The organism is Paracoccus sanguinis, assembly GCF_012689545.1.
GTDB lineage: Bacteria > Pseudomonadota > Alphaproteobacteria > Rhodobacterales > Rhodobacteraceae > Paracoccus > Paracoccus panacisoli.
The window spans coordinates 2,703,578-2,724,053 of record NZ_CP051542.1; the positions used below are offsets into that span (position 1 = coordinate 2,703,578).

19 protein-coding genes are annotated in these 20,476 nt (G+C 72.6%); 6 read left to right on the forward strand and 13 right to left on the reverse strand.

The features are described from left to right. Window positions 1-73: 73 nt before the first annotated feature. The 4 genes from guaD to xdhA are packed head-to-tail and all read right to left on the reverse strand — an operon-like array spanning window position 74 to window position 5,926. Window positions 74-1,369, reverse strand: a complete 1,296-nt coding sequence (guaD, locus tag HGN31_RS12945; protein WP_168783460.1) for a guanine deaminase — start codon at window positions 1,367-1,369, stop codon at window positions 74-76. Next, a complete protein-coding gene (gene xdhC / locus HGN31_RS12950; RefSeq protein WP_168783461.1) occupies window positions 1,366-2,148 on the reverse strand; it encodes a xanthine dehydrogenase accessory protein XdhC in 783 nt (260 codons plus the stop codon). Before xdhC ends, guaD begins: the two co-directional genes overlap by 4 nt. Continuing rightward, window positions 2,145-4,472 carry a xanthine dehydrogenase molybdopterin binding subunit gene (gene xdhB / locus HGN31_RS12955; RefSeq protein WP_211096299.1) on the reverse strand — a complete coding sequence of 776 codons (2,328 nt, stop codon included), beginning with the start codon at window positions 4,470-4,472 and terminating at the stop codon, window positions 2,145-2,147. Before xdhB ends, xdhC begins: the two co-directional genes overlap by 4 nt. Continuing rightward, the gene (gene xdhA, locus HGN31_RS12960) at window positions 4,472-5,926 is read right to left on the reverse strand and encodes a xanthine dehydrogenase small subunit (protein ID WP_168783463.1); all 1,455 of its coding nucleotides are present in this window, start codon (window positions 5,924-5,926) and stop codon (window positions 4,472-4,474) included. The genes xdhB and xdhA overlap by 1 nt, the downstream gene beginning before the upstream one ends. 103 nt (window positions 5,927-6,029) lie before the next feature. On the opposite strand from xdhA, the gene HGN31_RS12965 reads away from it, so the two are divergent. Beyond that, window positions 6,030-6,926: a LysR family transcriptional regulator gene (locus HGN31_RS12965; RefSeq protein WP_168783464.1), complete on the forward strand. Its 897-nt coding sequence runs from the start codon at window positions 6,030-6,032 to the stop codon at window positions 6,924-6,926. A 126-nt stretch (window positions 6,927-7,052) separates the two neighbouring features. Next, a complete protein-coding gene (locus HGN31_RS12970) occupies window positions 7,053-8,252 on the forward strand; it encodes a calcium-binding protein (protein WP_168783465.1) in 1,200 nt (399 codons plus the stop codon). A 94-nt stretch (window positions 8,253-8,346) separates the two neighbouring features. On the opposite strand, the gene HGN31_RS12975 is transcribed toward HGN31_RS12970, so the two are convergent. Both HGN31_RS12975 and uraH read right to left on the reverse strand, forming a co-directional pair. Next, window positions 8,347-9,567, reverse strand: coding sequence for a urate hydroxylase PuuD (locus HGN31_RS12975; protein ID WP_168783466.1), 1,221 nt, complete (start codon window positions 9,565-9,567; stop codon window positions 8,347-8,349). A 3-nt stretch (window positions 9,568-9,570) separates the two neighbouring features. After that, on the reverse strand, window positions 9,571-9,921 hold the full coding sequence (gene uraH / locus HGN31_RS12980; RefSeq protein WP_036705685.1) for a hydroxyisourate hydrolase: 351 nt from the start codon (window positions 9,919-9,921) through the stop codon (window positions 9,571-9,573). 116 nt (window positions 9,922-10,037) lie between these two features. Between uraH and HGN31_RS12985 the strand changes: the two genes are divergently transcribed. Both HGN31_RS12985 and HGN31_RS12990 read left to right on the forward strand, forming a co-directional pair. Beyond that, window positions 10,038-10,529 (forward strand): ureidoglycolate lyase, encoded by a 492-nt coding sequence (locus tag HGN31_RS12985; RefSeq protein ID WP_036705687.1) that lies wholly within the window; start codon window positions 10,038-10,040, stop codon window positions 10,527-10,529. Window positions 10,530-11,036: 507 nt separating this feature from the next. Further along, entirely contained in the window at window positions 11,037-11,984 is a 948-nt protein-coding gene (locus HGN31_RS12990) for a glycosyltransferase family 2 protein (RefSeq protein WP_168783467.1), read from the forward strand. Here HGN31_RS12990 and HGN31_RS12995 read toward each other — a convergent pair. From HGN31_RS12995 to HGN31_RS13010, 4 genes are read right to left on the reverse strand one after another with little or no spacing between them, the layout of a single operon-like run. Beyond that, window positions 11,981-12,652, reverse strand: coding sequence for a tyrosine-protein phosphatase (locus HGN31_RS12995; RefSeq protein ID WP_211096300.1), 672 nt, complete (start codon window positions 12,650-12,652; stop codon window positions 11,981-11,983). The genes HGN31_RS12990 and HGN31_RS12995 overlap by 4 nt on opposite strands. Before the next feature lie 22 nt (window positions 12,653-12,674). After that, on the reverse strand, window positions 12,675-13,391 hold the full coding sequence (locus HGN31_RS13000; RefSeq protein ID WP_036705459.1) for a VIT1/CCC1 transporter family protein: 717 nt from the start codon (window positions 13,389-13,391) through the stop codon (window positions 12,675-12,677). Next, complete coding sequence (locus tag HGN31_RS13005; RefSeq protein ID WP_168783468.1) at window positions 13,388-13,915, reverse strand: cytochrome b/b6 domain-containing protein; 528 nt, start codon at window positions 13,913-13,915, stop codon at window positions 13,388-13,390. The genes HGN31_RS13000 and HGN31_RS13005 overlap by 4 nt, the downstream gene beginning before the upstream one ends. 1 nt (window position 13,916) lies before the next feature. Next, window positions 13,917-14,183 (reverse strand): PepSY domain-containing protein, encoded by a 267-nt coding sequence (locus HGN31_RS13010; RefSeq protein WP_052172129.1) that lies wholly within the window; start codon window positions 14,181-14,183, stop codon window positions 13,917-13,919. Between the two features lie 142 nt (window positions 14,184-14,325). Here HGN31_RS13010 and HGN31_RS13015 point away from each other — a divergent pair, with 142 nt between their 5' ends. Then, window positions 14,326-14,979 carry a response regulator transcription factor gene (locus tag HGN31_RS13015; RefSeq protein ID WP_036705463.1) on the forward strand — a complete coding sequence of 218 codons (654 nt, stop codon included), beginning with the start codon at window positions 14,326-14,328 and terminating at the stop codon, window positions 14,977-14,979. Window positions 14,980-15,002: 23 nt separating this feature from the next. Next, window positions 15,003-16,331 (forward strand): sensor histidine kinase, encoded by a 1,329-nt coding sequence (locus HGN31_RS13020; RefSeq protein WP_168783469.1) that lies wholly within the window; start codon window positions 15,003-15,005, stop codon window positions 16,329-16,331. Window positions 16,332-16,337: 6 nt separating this feature from the next. Here HGN31_RS13020 and purF read toward each other — a convergent pair whose 3' ends face one another. The 3 genes from purF to radA all read right to left on the reverse strand — a co-directional run bounded on the left by purF (window position 16,338) and on the right by radA (window position 20,321). Continuing rightward, window positions 16,338-17,897, reverse strand: coding sequence for an amidophosphoribosyltransferase (purF, locus tag HGN31_RS13025; protein WP_244961020.1), 1,560 nt, complete (start codon window positions 17,895-17,897; stop codon window positions 16,338-16,340). A gap of 346 nt (window positions 17,898-18,243) precedes the next feature. After that, window positions 18,244-18,897: a CvpA family protein gene (locus HGN31_RS13030; protein WP_036710341.1), complete on the reverse strand. Its 654-nt coding sequence runs from the start codon at window positions 18,895-18,897 to the stop codon at window positions 18,244-18,246. 59 nt (window positions 18,898-18,956) lie between these two features. Then, entirely contained in the window at window positions 18,957-20,321 is a 1,365-nt protein-coding gene (radA, locus tag HGN31_RS13035) for a DNA repair protein RadA (protein ID WP_036702365.1), read from the reverse strand. Window positions 20,322-20,476: the final 155 nt, after the last annotated feature.

The window sequence follows — 20,476 nt, forward strand, 5'->3', positions numbered from 1 at the left end:
CGGCGCTCTGCCCGATTTTCGGGCGGCGCCGGGCAAAGCGCCGCCGCCGCCGCCGTTCCGGCCGAAGCGGGGGTCAGGCCGCGGTGGACTTGGCCGGCCGACCGGCGACGTAGGTCTCGACCACCGCCCGGTCGTCCCCCAGCGTCTGCAGCAGGAACAGCTCGTCCTCGAGCCCCCGCAGCCGCTCGGCCCTGAGCCGCATGGCGGGGGTCGCGCGGGCGTCGAGCACCACCAGATCGGCGTCCGAGCCCTCGGCCAGCGTCCCGATCCGGTCCGCCATCCCCAGCGCCAGCGCGTTGCCGCGCGTCGCCCAGTGGAACGCCGCCAGCGGGTTCAGCCGCGCGCCGCGGAGCTGGCTGACCTTGTAGGCCTCGTCCAGCGTCCTGAGCATCGACCACGAGGTGCCGCCGCCGATGTCGGTCGCCACCCCGGTCACGATCCCCGCCGCCCGCAGGCCCGCGCGGTCGAAGAGCCCCGAGCCAAGAAACAGGTTCGAGGTCGGGCAATGGATCGCCCGCGTGCCGGTTTCGGCCATCCGCGCGATCTCGCGCGGGGTCAGGTGGATCGCGTGGCCCATCAGGCTGCGCGACCCCAGAAGCCCGAAGCGGTCGTAGATGTCGAGGTAGTCGCGCGCCTCGGGATAGAGGCTCAGCGTAAAGTCGATCTCGGCCCGGTTCTCGCTCAGATGGGTCTGGATCGGCAGATCGGGAAACTCGGCCGCCAGCGCCCCGGCCGCGTCGAGCTGTTCGGGGCTCGAGGTGATCGCGAAGCGCGGCGTGATGGCACAGGTCAGCCGCCCGCGCCCGGCCCAGCGGGCGATCAGCGCCCGGCTGTCGTCATACGAGGCTTGCGCCGTGTCGTGGACCGCCGGCGCAGCGTTGCGGTCCATCATCACCTTGCCGCCCAGCATCGCCATGCCCCGCGCCTCGGCGGCGGCGAACAGCGCGTCGATCGACCCCGGATGGACCGATCCGAAGGCGCAGGCGGTGGTCGTGCCATGCGCGAGCAGCAGGTCGAGGAACGCCTCGGCCATCCGCGCCGCGTGGGCCGGGTCGGCAAAGGCCGCCTCGGCGGGGAAGGTGTGGTCGTTCAGCCAGTCGAGCAGGGCCGCGGCGTAGCTCGCCACGACCTGCCCTTGCGGGAAGTGGATATGCGGGTCGATGAAGCCGGGCAGGATCAGGTGCGGGCGGTGGTCGATCTCGCGCGCCTCGGGATGGGCGCGGGACAGCGCCGCACCGTCGCCCACCGCGGCGATGCGCCCGTCGCGGACCAGCACCGCGCCGTCCTCGAGGTAGAGGTAAGCGTCTGCCACCTCCTCGGGGTCGGCGTGAAAGCCGAGCACCCGGCCGCGGATCAGCGTCTCGCTCATGCGGGCACGCGCGCGTGGGTCATGAGCGCGGCCATGATCTCGGCCGCGGCGAAGGCAGCGATCACCGCGGGGCGCTTGTCGCGGGGGGCGTGGGCGGCGATGGGGCAGGTCAGCCGCCCCGCGTCCACCCCGGCCCGCGCGGCGTGGCGCAGGAAGGCCGCGCGTTTCGAGGCGCTGCCGATCATGCCCACATAGCCCGCATCCGCGCGCGCCAGCGCCTCGACCGCGATCAGGAAATCCAGCGCGTGATCGTGGGTGACGATGACGAAGGCCGCGCCCGGGGCCGCGCGGCGCACCTCGGCCTCGGGCAGCGCGGTCAGGGTCTGGGGGACGCAGCCGGCCTGCGCGAGTTCCTCGGCCCGGCTGTCGATCAGCCGCACCCGGACGGGCAGGGGGGTCAAGGCGCGTGCGAGCGCCCGCCCGACGTGGCCCGCGCCGAAGACCAGCACCTCGGGCCCGGGCGGCGGCACCGTCGCGGGCGCGCGGTCGAGGCTCAGCGCCACCCGCCCGCCGCAGCACTGGCCGATCTCGGGGCCGAGCGGCACGTCCATCGTGGCCTCACGCTCGCCCTTGGCCAGCATCGCCCGCGCGCGGTCCATCGCCATGTATTCCAGCGCCCCGCCGCCGATCGACCCGGTGACCGCGTCGGCGGTGACGATCATCTCGGCCCCGACCTCGCGCGGGGCCGAGCCGCGCACCTGCGCCACCCGCACCCGGATGGCGTCGGTCCGGCCCGCATCCCCCGCGGCACCGGTCCCCCTGCGCGCCCCGCGGGTCATGCCGCGCCCCTGAGCCGCGCCACGGCCATCAGCACCCGCTCTGGCGTCGCCGGGGCATCCAGCCGCGGCGCCACGCGGTAGCCCGCGACCGAGGCGACCGCATGGCCAATGGCCTCGAACACCGAGATCCCCAGCATGAACGGCGGCTCGCCCACCGCCTTGGACCGGCGCACGGTCGGCTCGCGGTTTTCGGACCAGTCGGCCAGCGCCACGTTGAAGACCTTGGGCCGGTCCGAGGCGAGCGGGATCTTGTAGGTCGAGGGCGCGTGCGTCCTCAGCCGCCCGGTGTCGTCCCAGACCAGCTCCTCGCTCGTCAGCCAGCCGGTGCCCTGCACGAAGGCCCCCTCGACCTGGCCCACGTCGATCGCCGGGTTGATCGAGCGGCCCACGTCGTGCAGCACGTCCGCGCGCTCGATCACGTATTCCCCGGTCAGCGTGTCCACCGCCACCTCGGCGCAGGCCGCGCCATAGGCGTAGTAATAAAACGGCCGCCCGCGCCCGGCCTTGCGGTCCCAGTGGATCTTCGGCGTCGCATAGAACCCCGTCGCCGACAGCGGCACGCGGGCGAGATAGGCCATCTGCGCCAGCTCGGCGAAGGGCGTCCGCTCCTCCCCGGCGATGACCTCGCCGCCCTCGAACCGCACCGCCTCGGGCGCAACACCCTTGGCGCGGCCCAGGAACTCGGCCAGCCGCCGCTTGATCTTGCCCGCCGCGTCCAGCGCCGCCATGCCGTTCAGGTCGGTCCCCGAGGAGGCCGCCGTGGCCGAGGTGTTCGGCACCTTCTCGGTCGTCGTCTTGGTCACCCGAACCAGCGCCAGATCGACGCCGAAGGTCTCGGCCACGACCTGCGCCACCTTGGTGTGTAGCCCTTGCCCCATCTCGGTCCCGCCGTGATTGAGCTGGATCGAGCCGTCCGCATAGAGGTGCACCAGCGCCCCGGCCTGGTTGAAATGCGTGGCGGTGAAGCTGATCCCGAACTTCACCGGCGTCAGCGCGATGCCGCGCCGGATCGGGCTGCCGGCGGCCTCGGCGCGGGCATTGAAGTCCAGCACTCCCTGCCGGCGGGCGTCATAGTCGCAGGACGCCTCGAGCTCGGCGAAGATGCGCGGCAGGATCTGGTCCTCGACCTCCTGGTGATAGGGGGTCAGGTCGCCGTTCCGGTAGAGGTTCACCTTGCGCACGGCGAGCGTGTCCTGCCCGGTGGCATAGGCGATGTCCTCGATGATCCGCTCGGCGACGATCACCCCCTGCGGGCCGCCGAAGCCGCGGAAGGCGGTGTTCGACACGGTGTTGGTGCGCAGCGGATGCGAGGTCAGCCGCGCGGCCGGATAGCGATAGGCGTTGTCGGCGTGAAACAGCGCCCGGTCCGTCACTGCCTGCGACAGGTCCGCCGAGAACCCGCAGCGCGCGTACCAGTCGCCCTCGACGCCGAGGATGCGGCCCGCGTCGTCGAAGCCCACGCGGTAGTCCACGACGAAGTCGTGCCGCTTCCCGGTGGAGATCATGTCCTCGTCGCGGTCGGGGCGCAGCTTGACCGCCCGCCCCCAGCGCCGCGCGGCGATGGCGGCGATGCAGCAGAACAGGTTCATCTGCGTTTCCTTGCCGCCGAACCCGCCCCCCATCCGCCGGACGTTGACCACCACCGCGTGCGCCGCGACGTCCAGCGCGTGCGCCACCATGTGCTGCACCTCGGTCGGGTGCTGGGTCGAGGTGAACACGGTCATCTCGTCGCACTCGCCGGGGATCGCGAGCGCGATCTGCCCCTCGAGGTAGAAATGGTCCTGCCCGCCGATCACGAACCGCCCTTCTGCGTGGCGCGGCGCGGCGGCGAGCGCGGCCTCGGCCTCGCCGATCCTGAGCGTCATCCCTTCGACGGCGAGCGCGCCGCCTGCGGCCAGCGCCTGCACCGGGTCGAGAACGAAGGGCGCGTCGTCATAGTCGATCTCGGCCAGCGTCGCGGCCCGGCGCGCGGCCTCGCGCGTCTCGGCGATCACCGCGAAGACCGGCTGGCCGTGGAACATCACCCGGCCCTCGGCGAGGATCGGGTCGTCGCCGCGGCCGATCGGGCTCACGTCGTTGCGCCCCGGAATGTCAGCGGCGGTCAGCACCCCCACCACCCCCGGCGCGGCCCGCACCGCGTCGAGGTCCATGCGCCGGATCGTGCCGTGCGCCACGGTGCCGATCCCCAAGGCCGCATGCAGCGCGCCCTCGGGGATCGGCAGGTCGTCGGTATAGTCGGCCCGCCCGGTGACGTGCAGCGTGGCGGATTCGTGCGGCACGTCGCGGCTGGCCGTGACCTCGGCATAAGGGGTGCGCTGGTCCATCATCCTGCCTCCGCCACCGCGCGGTCCAGCCGCACCGGAACCGCGATCCCCGCCTGCTCGAGCCAGAACCGCCGGAAGAAATTGGCCGCCACCGCCTGCCGATAGGCGACCGAGGCGCGGAAATCGCTGAGCGGGGTGAAATCGCCCGCCACCGCCGCGGCCGCCGCCTCGAAACTCTCGGCCGCGAAGGGCGCGCCTTCCAGCGCCGCCTCGGCCGCCCGGGCCCGCTTCGGCACACCCGCCATGCCCCCGAAGGCGACCCGGGCGCTGGTGATCCGCCCGTCCGCGACGGTGAGGCGGAAGCCCGCCGCCACGGCCGAGATGTCCGCCGCCACCCGCTTCGACAGCTTGTAGGCGGCGATGATCGCATCCCCCTTGCGCGGGATGATGATGGTTTCCAGAAACTCGCCCGGCCGGCGGTCCTGACGCCCGTAGTCGATGAAGTAATCCTCGAGCGCCATCTCGCGCCGCGCGTCCCCGTGGCGCAGCACGATCCGCGCCCCGAGCGCGATGAGCAGCGGCGGCATCTCGCCGATGGGCGAGCCGTTGGCGATGTTGCCGCCGAGCGTGCCGGCGTTGCGGATCTGCCAGCCGCCGATCCGCAGAAGGTAATCCTCGACCTCGGGGAAATGCGCCCGCACCACCGGGGCGAACTCGGAATAGGTCACGCCCGCGCCGATGCGGAGGTCGGCGTCGGTTTCCTCGATGTCCTTCATCAGATGGCCGATGAAGATGCCGGGCGCGATCGGGCGCATCAGCTTCGTCACCCACAGCCCCACGTCCGTCGCGCCCGAGACGAGCGTCGCCTCGGGGTGGGCAACAAGTTCCGTCGCCAGCGCGTCGGTGTCGGCGGGCACCACCGCGCGGGCCTCGCCGCGCTGGACCTCGGCCCCCGGCGGGATCGCCGCCAGCCGCGCCCCGACCGCGGCGCGCTCGACCGCCAGCGCGTCCTGCAGCTGGCCCCCCGCGCGGCCCGCCGCCTGCGCCGCCCGCACGATCGGCGCGTAGCCCGTGCAGCGGCAGAGGTTGCCTTGCAGCGCCGTCTCGATCTCGACCACCGAGGGGTCGGGGTTGGTCATCCACAGCCCGTAGAGCGCCATCACGAAGCCCGGGGTGCAGAACCCGCACTGGCTGCCGTGATGTTCGACCATCGCCGCCTGCACCGGATGCAGGCCGCCGTCCGCGCCCTTCAGATGCTCGACCGTGACGACGTGGCAGCGGTGGCAGGCGGCGAGGAAGCGGATGCAGGCGTTGACCGGCTCATAGACCAGCCCGCCCTCGGTCAGCCGCCCGACCAGCACCGTGCAGGCGCCGCAGTCGCCCTCGGCGCAGCCCTCCTTGGTGCCGGTGAGCCGCCGCCCGAGACGCACGAAGTCGAGAAGCGTGTCACCCGGGGCCGCCTCGGTCAGGCTGATCTCGGTGTCGTTGAGAAGAAAGCGGATCGGGTCGCCCATGATCGGTCCATGCTGCTGCCGCGGCCATTCTGGGGCAAGCCCGCCCTTGCAGAAACCCCGTCCGTGCGTGAACAGTTTACGCCCCGGCGAAAGAAAGGCCCCCATGTCCTACCTCGAGAGCCTGCGCGTGTTCGTCCGCGTGGTCGAGCTCGGCTCGATCACCGCGGGCGGGCGCGACATGCGGCTGTCGCCGGCGGCGTCCTCGGCCCGCATCCGCGACCTCGAGGAACGCTTCGGGGTGCGGCTGCTGAACCGCACCACGCGGACCCTGACCCCGACCGAGATCGGCCGCGTGCTCTACGACAACGCCCGCCGGGTGCTGGCGACGCTGGACGAGGCCGAGGCCGCGGTCGCCACCGCCTCGGGCACCCCGCAGGGCATCGTCCGGGTGGTGGCGCCGCTGGTTGTGGGGCGGCGGCTGGTCGCGCCGCTGGTCCCGCGGTTCGTGGCCGAGAACCCCGAGGTGCAGGTCCGCCTGCGCCTCTCGGACCGCGCCGTGAACATGGTCGAAGAGGGGATCGACGTCGCCTTCTACCTCGGCCACCCCGAGGAATCCGCCCTGATCCGCCGCAAGATCGGCCCCTGCCCGCGGGTGCTGGTGGCCGCCCCCGCCTATCTCGCCGCCCGCGGCACGCCCACGGCGCCCGAGGATCTCAAGGCCCACACCTGCCTCTTGCTGCGCTTTCCGCGCTCGCCCGAGTATTACTGGGTGCTCGACACCCCGGCGGGGCCGGTGAAGCTGATGGTGGCGGGCGGGTTCGACACCGACGACGGCTCGGTGCTGACCGACTGGGCGCTGGCCGGGGCGGGGATCACCAACCGGCCGCGCTACGAGGTGGCGGACGACCTCGCCGCCGGGCGGCTGGTCGAGCTGCTGCCCGAGACCCCGCCGCTGCCGGTCGAGTTCGGGGTGCTGACCCCGCACCGCGAGTTCCTCGACCCCAAGGTGCGGCTCTTCGTGGACTTCGCCGTGAAGGCGCTGAAGGGGGCGGTGGCCTGACGGCGCGGCGCCTTGCCCGTGGCGCGGTGACGCAGCGGGCAACGGGCGCGCTTGATCGGTGCCGGCGGCGTGCTAACGCTGGTCCCGCGGCGCCGCCCGGCGCGTTCTTAAAAGGTACCCTCGCACATGGCGAACATCGACATCCGCATGGCCGCGGACATGAGCAACCTCGGCATCTCCTACGGGGCGCTGACCTCGTACGGCAGCACCCACATCACCATCACCGCCGGGCAGGTCGTGACCCGCTACGGCGGGCATTTCACCTTCGACGCCTATGGCGTCTACGGCCAGCTGACCAGCGTGACGCAGACGGTCGGGGGCGCGGTCTCCTATACGGCGACGGGGCTGAACCTCGACGCCTATCGCTTCGTCCAGATGATGGACCAGGGCGACATCGAGGGCATCCTGCGCGACGTGCTGCGCGGCGCCGACCGGATCTCGGGCAGCGGCGGGAACGACACGCTGATCGGGCTGACCGGGGCGGACACGCTGCTCGGCAACGGCGGCGACGACCTGCTGATCGGCGGCGCCGGCGTGGACCGGATGGAGGGCGGCGCCGGCAACGACCGCTACATCGTGGACGACAGCCGCGACGTTGTGATCGAGGCGCCCGGCGCCGGCACCGACCACGTCTTCGCCGCCACCGGCTATCGCCTCGGCGACGGGATCGAGCGGTTGAGCCTGACCGGCGCGGCCGCCTGGGGCGTCGGAAACGCGCTCGACAACGTGCTGACCGGCACGGACGGCGCCAACGTGCTGAACGGCGGCCTCGGGCGCGACCGGCTGGTCGGGCTGGGCGGCAACGACAGCTATGTGGTGACGCAGGGGGACACGGTGGTGGAGCTCGCCGGCGGCGGCACCGACAGCGTGCGCAGCACGGTCAGCTGGACGCTCGGCGCGCATCTCGAGAACCTGACGCTCGAGGGGACCGCGAACCTTGCCGGGACCGGCAATTCGGGTGCCAACCGGCTGGCCGGGAACGGCGGCGCCAACCGGCTCGACGGGCTTGCGGGCAACGACACGCTCTGGGGCAACGGCGGCAACGACACGCTGGCGGGCGGGGCGGGCGACGACCGGCTGACCGGCGGGGCCGGGGCCGACCGCTTTGTCTTCACCGGCGGGCGCGACGTGGTGCTGGACTTTCAGGACGGCGTCGATCGCGTGGCGCTCGACGCCGACGCGCTGGGTCTGGCCAGCCGCGCCGACGTGCTCGCCGCCTGCCGCGTGTGGGGCAACGGCATCATGGTGGACGCAGCCGGGGCGAACGACCTGATCGTGACCGGGGTCACGCTCGACGAGTTCCGCGACAGTTTCTTTCTGATCTGAGCGGAGGCACCCGCGCCATGGACGGGGAGGGCGGCGTAGAGGCGCCGCCCCAGTCCGGCGCGCGACGGGCCAAGGGCCGCGCGCGCCCGCTGGCTCACCCCCGCCCGGCGCTGTCGATCCAGGCGCGGATCACGGCGCGCTCGGCGGGCTCCATGAAGCTCACGTTGGCGGGCGGCATGGCGTCGGTCAGCCCGGCCTGCGTGAGGATGTCCCGCGCGGTCCGGGCGATCTGGGCGTCCGTCTCGAGCACGATGCGGCGCGGCGCGGTGGCGATGCCGGGCCAGCCGGGCGTCTCGGCGTGGCACATCGAGCAGCGGCCCAGCACGATGTTGCGCACGTCGTCGAAATGCGGGTCCTCGATCAGCCGCGCCTGCGCGGTCGTCAGCCGCTCTTCGTCGGGCAGCCGCTGGGTGCCGAGCGTCGAGAGCCACACGGCCGCGGCAAACAGCAGCGCCGTCACCCCCCAGGTCCACCACGGCCACGGCTTGCGGGCGTGCTTGGTGTTGAAGAAATGCCGGATGGTGACGCCCATCAGGAACACCAGCGCCGCGATCAGCCAGTTGTAGCGGCTCGCAAATGCCAGCGGGTAGTGGTTCGAGAGCATCAGGAACACGACCGGCAGCGTCAGGTAGTTGTTGTGGGTCGAGCGCAGCTTGGCGATCTTGCCGTATTTCGGGTCCGGCCGCCGCCCCGCCTTGAGGTCGCGCACGACGATGCGCTGGTTCGGCATGATGACCATCGCCACGTTCGCGGTCATGATCGTCGCGGTGAAGGCGCCGAGGTGCAGCAGCGCGGCCCGCCCGGTGAACACCTGATCATAGCCCCAGGCCATCGCCACCAGCAGCACGAACAGCAGCAGCATGAGCGTGGTCGGGTTCTCGCCCAGCCGGCTCTTGCAGAGCGTGTCATAGATCACCCAGCCCACGACCAGCGAGCCGGCCGAGATCGCGATCGCCTGCCAGCGCGCCAGCTCCATCTTGGCGGGGTCGATGAGGAACAGCTCGCTCTGCGCCCAGTAGAGCACGGCGAGCATGGCGAGGCCGGTCAGCCAGGTGGCATAGCTCTCCCACTTGAACCAGGTCAGGTGCTCGGGCATCCGCGCCGGCGCCACGAGGTACTTGGTGATGTGGTAGAAGCCGCCGCCGTGGACCTGCCACTCTTCGCCGTGGGCGTTCTCGGGCAGGCCGGGCGCCTTCTGCAGCCCCAGGTCCAGCGCGATGAAGTAGAACGACGAGCCGATCCAGGCGATGGCGGTGACGACGTGCAGCCAGCGGATCGCCAGCGCCGCCCAGTCGTGCAGGATGATGGGGTCCATGCGTCAGCTGCCCCGGTAGGTCGAGAAGCCGTAGGGCGAGACGAGCAGCGGGACGTGGTAGTGGTCGTCCTCGGCCATCCCGAAGCGGATCGGCACCTCGTCGAGGAACCGCGGCCCGGCCGCCTGATGCCCCTGCGCGTCCAGCCAGTCGCCGACGTGGAACACCAGCTCGTAGCGGCCGGTGCGGAAGGTGGCCTCGGGCAGGATCGGGCCGTCGGTGCGCCCGTCGGCGTTGGTCACGACCTCGGCCAGTTGCCGCCGCTCACCGTCGAGCGCGTAGAGCGTGATGCGCATCCCCGCCGCCGGGCGTCCGCCGGCGGTGTCGAGCACGTGGGTGGTCAGAAAACCGGGCATGAGCCCCCCGTTCAAGCATGGTATCTGGTCCGGTGATACCGCAGGATGGCGGGCAGACAATATTGCGAAACGACATTCAGCCTCTCGTTTCGGCGAAGAATGGACAAGGACCGCGCATGACGCCCCCCGACCGCACACTCCGCGCCGCCCCGCTGACCGCCGCCGCCTTCGCCCCCTGGGGCGAGGTGCTCGAGACCGCGGGCGCGCCCGACCGGATCATCAACGAGGGGCGCTGCGGGCGCTGGCACGACCGTGCCCGGCTGGATGCCGAGCCGGTCGGGCTGTCGCTCTTCCGCTCGGGCGCGGTGACGCTGCCCTATGCCTTCCGTCTGGTCGAGCGCCACCCGCTCGGCTCGCAGGCGTTCCTGCCGATGACCGAGCACCCGTTCCTGGTCATCGTGGCCCCCGACGAGGGCGGCGTGCCGGGCCGCCCGCAGGCGTTCCTGACCGCGCCGGGGCAGGGGATCAACCTGCGGCGCGGGGCATGGCACGGGGTGCTGACGCCGCTGGCCGAGCCGGGGCTGTTCGCGGTGGTGGACCGCTGCGGCGACGGCCCGAACCTCGAGGAATACCGCTACGACGCCGACTGGACGGTGGTGGCGGGGTAGGGGCGGGGGGGTAGCGCCACCCCCGGGCATCTTTCGGCTGTCCGCCTCCTGCCCCTAGCATGAGCTCATGTGCCCCCGCCTCCCGGCGGGGTGTCGCCGCGGGTCCTTGCCGGGTCGACGATCAACCGGTCGGACGCGTTAAGCGGGGCGCGGGTCAGCATCGACAACCCGACGCCAGCGTCTCGGCGGCTGCCGGCCGCGGGCTTGCTCTGCCGTCCCCCGGCGCGATCCACCCGCTTCAAGCCGCCCGCCCACGGCCTGCCCTCGATGAACGCCGTTCCGGACGCCGACTGAACTGTAGGGGCGAGGTAGGGGGCGCTGGGTTGCGAAAGAGTGCGCCACTGGTCATCCGCCTCACCCCCAGGCACTAGCCCGCCCCTTGCCCCGCCGTCCACCCGGGCTTACCTCCCTCTCCACCCCGCCCGCCCCCAGCCGGACCACCGCCATGCGCCGCCCTTCCCGTCCCGTCTCGCGCGGCCCCGCCGGCCCTCGACCGGGGACGGGCGCGTGAGCGGGCTCGGCCACGTCCTGCTCTCGTCGATGCGGGACGAGGGGCCCTATGTCCTCGAATACGTCGCCCATCACCGCGCCATCGGCTTCGACCGCCTGTTCATCGCCTCGAACGACTGCCGCGACGGGACCGATCTCGTGCTCGACGCACTCGACGCGGCGGGTGCCGTCACCCACCACCGCAGCACCCTCGCGCCCCGCGACATCCCCCAGCACGCCGCCTATGCGGCGATGCGCAAGGCGCACGGGCTCGACCGCGCCGACTGGCTCATGGTGCTGGACGCCGACGAGTTCCTCGACGTGACCACCGGCGCGGGCCGGGTGCAGGACCTGACCGACGCGGCGGGCGCGGATGCCGACATCATCATCCTCAACCCCCACACCTTCGGCTCGACCGAGGATCCGCTCTGGCATCCGGGCCTCGTCACCGAGCAGTTCACCCGCCGCGCCGCCGCGCGCTCGGCCCACAACGCGCCGGTCAAGTCGCTGGCCCGCGGGCTCGAGCGGTTCGGCGCCATCCACAACCACAGCGTCACCGCCTACTCCGGGGCGGCGCCGCTGACGGTGATGCGGGGGGACGGGACGCGGTTCACCCTGCCGGGCGACGACCCGCATCTGTGGCGCAACCTGCGCCGGTTGCCGGTGGCCGACATCCGCCACGGGCTCGCGCATTACAACCACTACGCGGTGAAATCGCTCGCCGCCTATTGCCTGCGGCAGTTGCGCGGCCGCGGCGCGCGGCCGGTGAGCGAGGCGAACACCCGCCACGACACGCTGTATTTCGACCGGCTGGCGCGGCTGCGGGTGCAGGACACCGGCTTCGCGGCCCGCCACGGCGACCGGCTGCGCGCCGAATACGCCCGGCTTCTGGCGCTGCCCGGCGTGGCCGAGGCGCAGGCCGAGACCGAGCGTCGTTATGGCGCGCTGATCGAGGCGCTGGTCTAGGCCCCGCCCGTCCCGTCGCCGCCCGCGGGCGGCGCAGGCGCCGGGATGGGGTCCGCGGCCCCCTCGGCTGGCTCGGAGGACGCCACGTCGGCGCCGTGCGCCCCGACCTGTGCCGACCCCGCCAGCGCCGGGCCGAGCCGTTCCCAGCTTTCCCACATCGGCCAGGGCCGCGTGACCCCCTCGATCCCGACGAAGCCGTAGCGCGCCGACAGCTGCCCCGCCGCCTGGTCCAGCGGATGCCCGGTCGCCGCGAGATAGAGCGCCGTGGCCAGCCCGGTGCGGTCCGCCCCGCCCTCGCAATGGACCAGCAGCGGCTTCGGCGCGTCGCGCATCAGCGCCACCAGCCGCTCGGCATCCGCCCGGCTCAGCGACTGCGACGAGAGCAGCGGCACATCGTAATGCGCCACGCCTGCGGCCGAGGCGGCGGCGACCTCGGGCGGGTACCACGCCGCGCCGGGGTTCGAGCCGCGCAGGTTCAGCACGCTGCGGATGCCGTCGCGGGCGATCCGGTCGCTCAGCTCCTCGCCGCTGAGCTGGGCCGAGCGGTAGAGCTCGCCCGGCAGCACGGCGTGGTAGTTGCCCGACTGGTAGAGCCCGCCGAACCAGCCCACGGCCAGCATCAGCGCGGCCAGCACCAGCATTCCGGCCCGGGTGGCGAGCCCCTTCACGGGCACCCTCTCGTGCGCAGGGTCATGCCGAGATGCCGAAGATCCGGCCCACCCCCATGGTGACGGCCATCGCGAAGGCGCCCCAGACGAGCACCCGGATCGTCGCCGGCAACAGCGGCGCGCCCCCGGCCCGTGCCCCCACCGCGCCGAGGATCGCCAGCGCGACCAGCGTCACGACCAGCACCACCGGGATCACCATCCCGGCCGGCGCCAGCACCGCCGCCGCCAGCGGCACCGCCGCGGCAATGGCAAAGGTCACCAGCGAGGCCAGCGCCGCCTGCAGCGGATTGGCCTGGTTCACGTCATGCAGCCCCAGTTCCTCGCGCGCGTGGGCGCCGAGCGCGTCGTGCAGCGTCACCTCGCGCGCCGCCTGCAGCGCGGTGGCGGCGGTCATCCCGCGGCTCTCGAAGATCGCGGCGAGTTCGGCGAGTTCCTGGTCCGGCATCTCGGCCAGCGCCGTGCGCTCACGGTCGAGGTCGGCGCGCTCGATGTCGGACTGGCTCGAGACCGAAACATACTCGCCCGCCGCCATCGACATGGCGCCCGCGGCGAGCCCCGCGGCGCCGGCGATCAGGATCGCCTGCGGCGAGGGGTCGGCGGCGGCCACGCCCACGATCAGCGCGCTGACCGAGACGATGCCGTCGTTCGCCCCCAGCACCGCCGCCCTGAGCCAGTTGGCCCGGTTGATCATGTGCGGCGCCTCGGGGTGGGCCGAGGCGTCCTGCGAGTATTCCGTCATGCGCGTTTCCGTCCCGTGATCATGGCCCGCACCAGGTTTTCGCCGTGGTGCAGCGATTCCCACACTACCCCGGCGACGTGGGCGGCCACCAGCACCAGGATCAGGGTGGCGGCGGTCTCGTGGATGCCTTCCATCAGCTCCGAACCCCAGAACCGATCGGTGCCCATCAGCCAGCCCGAGATGCAGGTCACGAGGATCGTGGCCAGCAGCGCGACGATCATCGCGCCGCCGGCGGGGTTGTTGCCCAGGTACCGGCGCTCCTGCCCACGGACGAGGTCGCGCAGATAGCCGAGCACCCGGGCCGGGCCTGCGACGAAGTCGGCGAACCGCGCGTGGCGGCTGCCGACGACGCCCCAGACCAGGCGCGCCGCGACCAGCGCCAGAACCGTGTAACCGATCGAGATGTGGACCCGCTTGGCGTCCTCGGTCAGCCAGGCCGCGGCGATCAGCCCCACCAGCGACCAGTGAAAGACCCGGACGAAGCGGTCCCAGACGGGAACCATCGGCGTGGTCGCGGCGGCCATCTCAGCTGTCCTCGCCGACCGGCTCGAAGGTGACCGGATCGAAGTAGACCTCGACCTTCTTGCCGTCCTTGTCGGTGGCATAGACCTCGTAGCAGCCCTCGTCGGTCTTGACGTTCTTGATCGTCCAGCCCTCGGCGGTCAGCTTGGTCTTCAGCTCTTCGACGGGCTTCCAGCTCGCTTCGGGCTGCTTGCACTCGACCTCGGCGGCGAAGGCGGGGGTCAGGGCGGTCAGGCCCATCAGGGCGGCGGCGGCAATCGTCAGACGCATCGGATGTCTCCCGTGAAGATGCAGTTGCGATGGGGGGTGTTTGCCCCGGTCAGCTTGCGGTCAGCTTGCGACGCCATGCAGGATGCGCGGGGCAGGATGCCCCCGCCGCAACCCAGCCCGATCCCCGCCGAAAGGACCCCCCATGCGCCTTCTGATCGTCGAGGACAGCGCGCCCCTGGCCGAGGCCGTGGCCCGCCACCTGACCGCGCAGGGCCATGCCGTGGACCGCGCGGCCACCCTGGCCGAGGCCGAGGATGCCGTGGCGGTCGCCGAATACGCGCTGATCCTGCTCGACCTCGGGCTGCCGGACGGCTCGGGGCTGGGGTTCCTGCGCGCCCGCCGCGCGGCCCAGGACCGTACGCCGATCGTCATCGCCACCGCCCGCGACCAGATCAGCGACCGCATCGCGGGCCTCGACGCGGGCGCCGACGACTACGTCGTCAAGCCCTACGACCTCGAGGAGCTCGCCGCCCGCATCCGCGCCAATGCCCGGCGCGGGCAGGACAGCCCGGCGACCGTCATCGACCTCGGCGGCGTCACCGTCGACCGCGCCCGCCGCCGGGTCCACGCCGGCGGCGCCGAGGTGCGCCTGACCCAGCGCGAATGGGCGCTCTTCGACACGCTGCTCGGCGCCCGCGGCCGGGTGCTGGGCAAGCCCGCGCTCGAGGACGCGCTCTTCGCCTTCGACGCCGAGATCGAGGGCAACGCCGTCGAGGTCTACGTCAGCCGCCTGCGCCGCAAGCTGGGGCAGGGGGTGATCGAGACGCGCCGCGGCCTCGGCTACCTGATCCCGTGAGCGCCCCAGCCATGCCCCCCGCCATGCCTCACGCTTCGGCCCCGCCCCGCGCGCCGGCCGGCTACAGCCTGACCCGGCGGCTCTCGCTCAGGGTGCTGGCGCTGACCGGCGCGGGCTGGCTGCTCGCGGTGGCGGTGGCCATCGCCGTCCTCGACCACGAGACGGGCGAGACGCTGGACGACGCGCTCGGGCGCGAGGCGCAACTCCTCGCGGCGATGGCGGCCAATGGCGCGGCGCTGCCGGCGCTGCCCAGCGACGACCGCATCCTCGCCCTGATCCCCCCCTCTTCCTTGCCCGCAAATATCCCGGGGTCCGGGGCAGCGCCCCGGCCGGCGGGGCCGCCCGCGCCGCCGTGGCCGCCCGCGCCCGGCCCCGCCACGCCCCCCGCCACGCCCCCCGGCAAGGCCGAGATCACCCGGCGCGGCGGCTGGGTGGTGGCCGGGGTCACGCTGCAAGACGGCCGCCGCCTCGAACTGGGCGAGCCGCTGGCGCTGCGCCGGCACGAGCTGATCGAGAGCCTGCGCGGCCTCCTCGCCGCGATGCTGCCGGTGGCGTTGGCGCTGATGTGGGTGGTGCGGCGCACGCTGGGGCAGGCGCTCCGGCCCGTGGCGGCGCTGTCGGCGACGCTCTCCGGGCGGGATGCGGCCGATCTCGCACCGCTCGACAGCGCCGGGCTGCCCGCCGAGCTGGCGCCGGTGGCGGCCAACCTCAACCGCTACCTCGCCCGCATCCAGGGGCTGATGACGGCCGAGCGCGACTTCGCCGCCCATGCCGCCCACGAGCTGCGCACCCCGGTCGCCGCGGCGCGGGCCGAGGCGCAGCTGCTCGCCCGCCGCCCCGAGGTCGCGGCCGACGCCGGCCGGATCGTCGCGGCGCTCGACCGCATCACCGCGCTGACCGAGCGGCTGTTGCAGCTTTCCCGCGCCGAATCGGGGATCGGGCTGGCGCGCGGGCCGGTGGACCTCGCGGCGCTGGTGCCGCTGGCGCTCGACGACCTGCCGGTGCTGGCGGGGCGGCCGCTCGGCTACGACGACGGCGACCTCGAGACCGCGGTGGTCGAGGGCGACGCCGACGGCATCGCCATCCTGATCCGCAACCTGGCCGAGAACGCGCTGCGCCACGGGACCGGCCCGGTCCGGGTCACGCTCGCGGCGGGACCGCGGCTGACGGTCACCAACCCGGTCGGGCCCGGGGCGCGGTTCCGCATGGGCCGGCTCGACCGCGACCCGGCGTCCGAGGGGACCGGCCTCGGCCTGACCATCGCCGCCAAGCTGGCCGAGCAGTCCGGCGCGCGGCTGACCACCGGCATCGCCGGGGGCGTGGCCACCGCCGTCCTCGACTGGTCGCGCTGAGGGGGCCTATTCGGCGGCGCGGGTGGCGCTGTTGGGGCTGAGCGTGTGGTCCAGCGGCTCATAGCCCGACTGGTCCTCCTCCGCCTCGCAATCGCCCGACATCGGGTCCTGCTTCATGCGGAACCCGCGCTCGAGCTGGTCGAACGGCGCCACCGGATAGTCGCCCGAGAAACACGCATCGCAATACTGCGGCGCCCGGGCGTCGCGCCCCCTGGCCTCGCCCACCGCCCGGTAAAGCCCGTCGAGCGAGACGAAGGCGAGGCTGTCCACCCCGATCCACTCGCGCATCTCGTCAGGCGTCATGTGCGCGGCCAGCAGCTTGTCGCGGTCGGGCGTGTCCACGCCGTAGAAGCAGGGCCAGGCGGTCGGGGGCGAGGCGATGCGGAAATGCACCTCGGCCGCGCCCGCATCGAGGATCATGTCCTTGATCTTGCGGCTCGTCGTGCCGCGCACCACCGAATCGTCCACCAGCACCACGCGCTTGCCGCGCACCAGCGCCCGGTTGACGTTCAGCTTGAGCCGGACGCCCATGTTGCGGATCTGCTCGGTCGGCTCGATGAAGGTCCGGCCCATGTACTGGTTGCGGATGATCCCCATCCCGAAGGGGATGCCGCTTTCGCGCGCATAGCCGATCGCCGCGGGGGTGCCCGAGTCGGGGACCGGGCAGACGAGGTCGGCCTCGACCGGCGCCTCGCGGGCGAGTTCCACCCCGATCTGGCTGCGGGTCTCGTAGACCGAGCGCCCGCCGATGATCGAATCGGGGCGGCTGAAATAGACGTGCTCGAAGATGCAGAACCGCCCCGTCGAGGGGCCGAAGGGGCGCGAGGTCTCGACCTTGCCCTTCGAGATCACCACCATTTCGCCCGGCTCGATCTCGCGCACGAACTCGGCCCCGATGATGTCGAGCGCGCAGGTCTCGGAGGCGAGCGCATAGGCGCCCTCGCCCAGACGGCCCAGCACCAGCGGGCGCACGCCCAGCGCGTCGCGGACCCCGATCAGCTTGGTGCGGGTCATGGCGATGACCGAGAAGGCGCCCTCGACCCGGCGCAGCGCGTCCTTCATCCGTTCGGGGATGTTGCGCTGGATCGACCGCGCCATGAGGTGGATGATGCACTCGCTGTCCGAGCCGGACTGGAAGATCGAGCCGCGCTCGATCAGCTCGCGGCGCAGCGCCAGCGCGTTGGTGATGTTGCCGTTGTGGGCGATGGCACAGCCGCCCATGGCGAATTCGCCGAAGAAGGGCTGGATGTCGCGGATCGCCGGCCCCTTGGCGCCGGCGGTCGAATAGCGGACGTGGCCGATGGCGAGCTCGCCCGGCAGCGTCTCCATCAGCGAGGCCTTGGTGAAGTTGTCGCGGACGTAGCCGAAGCGGTGGGCGCTGTTGAACCCCTTGTCGGGCTCGAAGGCGACGATGCCGCCCGCCTCCTGCCCGCGGTGCTGCAGCGCGTGCAGCCCGAGCGCGACGAAGTTCGCCGCCTCGGCGACGCCGTTGACGCCGAAGACGCCGCATTCCTCGTGCAGCCGGTCGCTGTCGAAGGGGTCGGCGAGGAAAGGCTGCTGGGACATGGCTGGGGCTCGGGGCTTCTGGCCGGACGCGCGGCCGAGTCGGGAAGGGCAGGACAGGGTCTGTCGGGATGAGGCAGAGATAGGCACTCGGCGCGGGAAAGTCACGGGGTCAGGGCGCCCCGCCCGCGAGACGTCGCATCCCCCGGTTGCGGGGGCCGGGGCGCGGGGAGGGGGCGGACGAAATCGTTCGCATGAACTGTGCATGAACATCGCATGAACGATGCACGAACCCCGCGCGGGTCGTGCATCGCCGTTTCCGGCAAAAATGGGGATTTCCGCCGTGCCGCCCCGCGCCGTTCATACGCCCGGCGCAACGCCCGCCGCGCGGGGCGGGCGCGCAACGCCGTCAGTTGGCCGGCGCGGCCGGGGTCGCCGGAGTCGTGGTGGTCGTGGTCGTCGTCGTGGTGGTCGCGGCCGAGGTGCCCGCCGCGGCCGGGGCCGTCGCGGTCGGGCCGCAGTCGCGCACCAGCTGCTCGAACCGCGCGGCCAGCCAGCCGGGCGCGTCCTGCGGGATCTGCTGGTTCAGCCGCCCGCTCATCTGCTGGAACACCTGCGCCGAGCGCGACTGGTCCACCATCGCCACCCGCTCGGTCGTCATGATCCGGTCATAGACGATGAAGGCGATCACGACGAGCAGGATGCCCCGCGCCACGCCGAACAGAAAGCCCATGCCCTGATCCACCCCGCCCAGCGCAGAGCGTTGAACGACCGAGGAGAACAGCGGCGTCAGGATCGAGAACAGCACCAGCGCGAGGGCGAACACCACGGCGAAGCCGGCGATGGTGCCCAGCTCGCAGTTGCCGGCGATCAGGCTGTTCAGATAGGGGATCTGGGCGATCAGCGGCCGCACCGCCGGGGCGAAGATGAAGGCCAGCACCGCGGCCCCGATCCAGCCCAGGATCGCCAGCGATTCGCGCACGAAGCCGCGCGAATAGGCCAGGATGGCCGACAGGATGATGATCGCGGCGACGATGCCGTCGATCAGGGTGAATCCGTCCATGTGTCTCCGCCCTCGATGCGGACCGCCCGCGCGGCCCGTGCTTTGGGGGCGGCGTGGGGTCAGCCGGCCCCGAACGTCTCGCCCGTGAAACTCGTGAGGTCAGCCACCCGCGAGAGTGTCAGCCCCTCGCCGCCCTCGACCTTCTGGACCGCGGGCAGCATCGCGTGGGAAAAACCAAGTTTCCGCGCTTCTTTCAACCTGTTTTCGGCCTGCCCCACCGGCCTGAGCGCCCCCGAGAGGCTGATCTCGCCGAAAAAGACAGTCTCGGCCGGCAGCGGATGATCCTCGCGCGCGCTGAGCAGCGCCGCCGCGATGGCGAGGTCCGCGGCGGGTTCCGCGACCCGCATCCCCCCCGCCACGTTCAGGAACACGTCGAGCCCCGCGAAGGGCACCGCGCAGCGCGCCTCGAGCACCGCGAGGATGGTCGAGACCCGCCCCCCGTCCAGCCCCACCACCGTGCGGCGGGGCGAGGCGAGGGTCGAGGGCGCGACCAGCGCCTGCACCTCGGTCAGCACCGGCCGGGTGCCCTCGATCCCGGCAAAGACGGCGCTGCCGGCGACCGGCTGGCCGCGTTCGGACAGGAACAGCGCCGAGGGGTTGGTGACCTCGGCCAGCCCCGCGCCGGTCATCTCGAACACCCCGATCTCGCCCGAGGGGCCGAAGCGGTTCTTGACCGCGCGCAGGATGCGGAACTGGTGGCCGCGCTCGCCCTCGAAATAGAGCACGGTGTCGACCATGTGCTCGACCACCCGCGGCCCGGCGATCTGGCCGTCCTTGGTGACGTGGCCGACGATGACGACCGCGACTCCGGTGCGCTTGGCGAAGGTCACAAGCTCGTGAGCGGCGGCCCGGACCTGCCCGACGCTGCCCGGCGCGGCCTCGACCGTGTCGCTCCACAGCGTCTGGATCGAGTCGATCACGGCGACCTCGGGCCGCTCGGCGTCGAGCGTGGTCAGGATGTCGCGCAGGCTCGTCTCGGTCCCCAGCCGCACCGGCGCGTCGGCGAGGCCGAGGCGCTGGCCGCGCATCCTGAGCTGGGCGCCGGCCTCTTCGCCCGACAGATAGATGGCGCTGGCGCCCTTGCGCGAGAAGGCGGCGGCAGCCTGCAGCATCAGCGTGGACTTGCCGATCCCCGGATCGCCGCCGACGAGGATCGCGCTGCCCGGCACCAGCCCGCCGCCCAGCACCCGGTCCAGCTCTTCGATCCCCGAGGGGGTGCGCGGCGGCGGCGGCTCGTCCGCGGCGAGCCCGCTCAGCGCCACGACGCGGCCGCGCTGGGCGCCGAGGCCGCGGCCCGGCCCCTGGCTCAGCGGCGCCTCTTCGACGATCGAGTTCCATTCGCCGCAGGCATCGCAGCGGCCGGACCACTTGCGGTGCGCGGCCCCGCAGGCGGTGCAGGTGAAGGCGGTGACGGGCTTGGCCATGGCCCACCTTGTGGCAGGCCGCGCGGGGGCGGGCAATGGGCGCGGCCGAGGGGGCGGGCGCTGGCACAGTCCGACGCAAGAATGATGCGACCGCGGCCGTGATCCGCGTTATACTGGCGTGCGATTTTAAGGCTCGAGTGGACGCTGCCAACGCG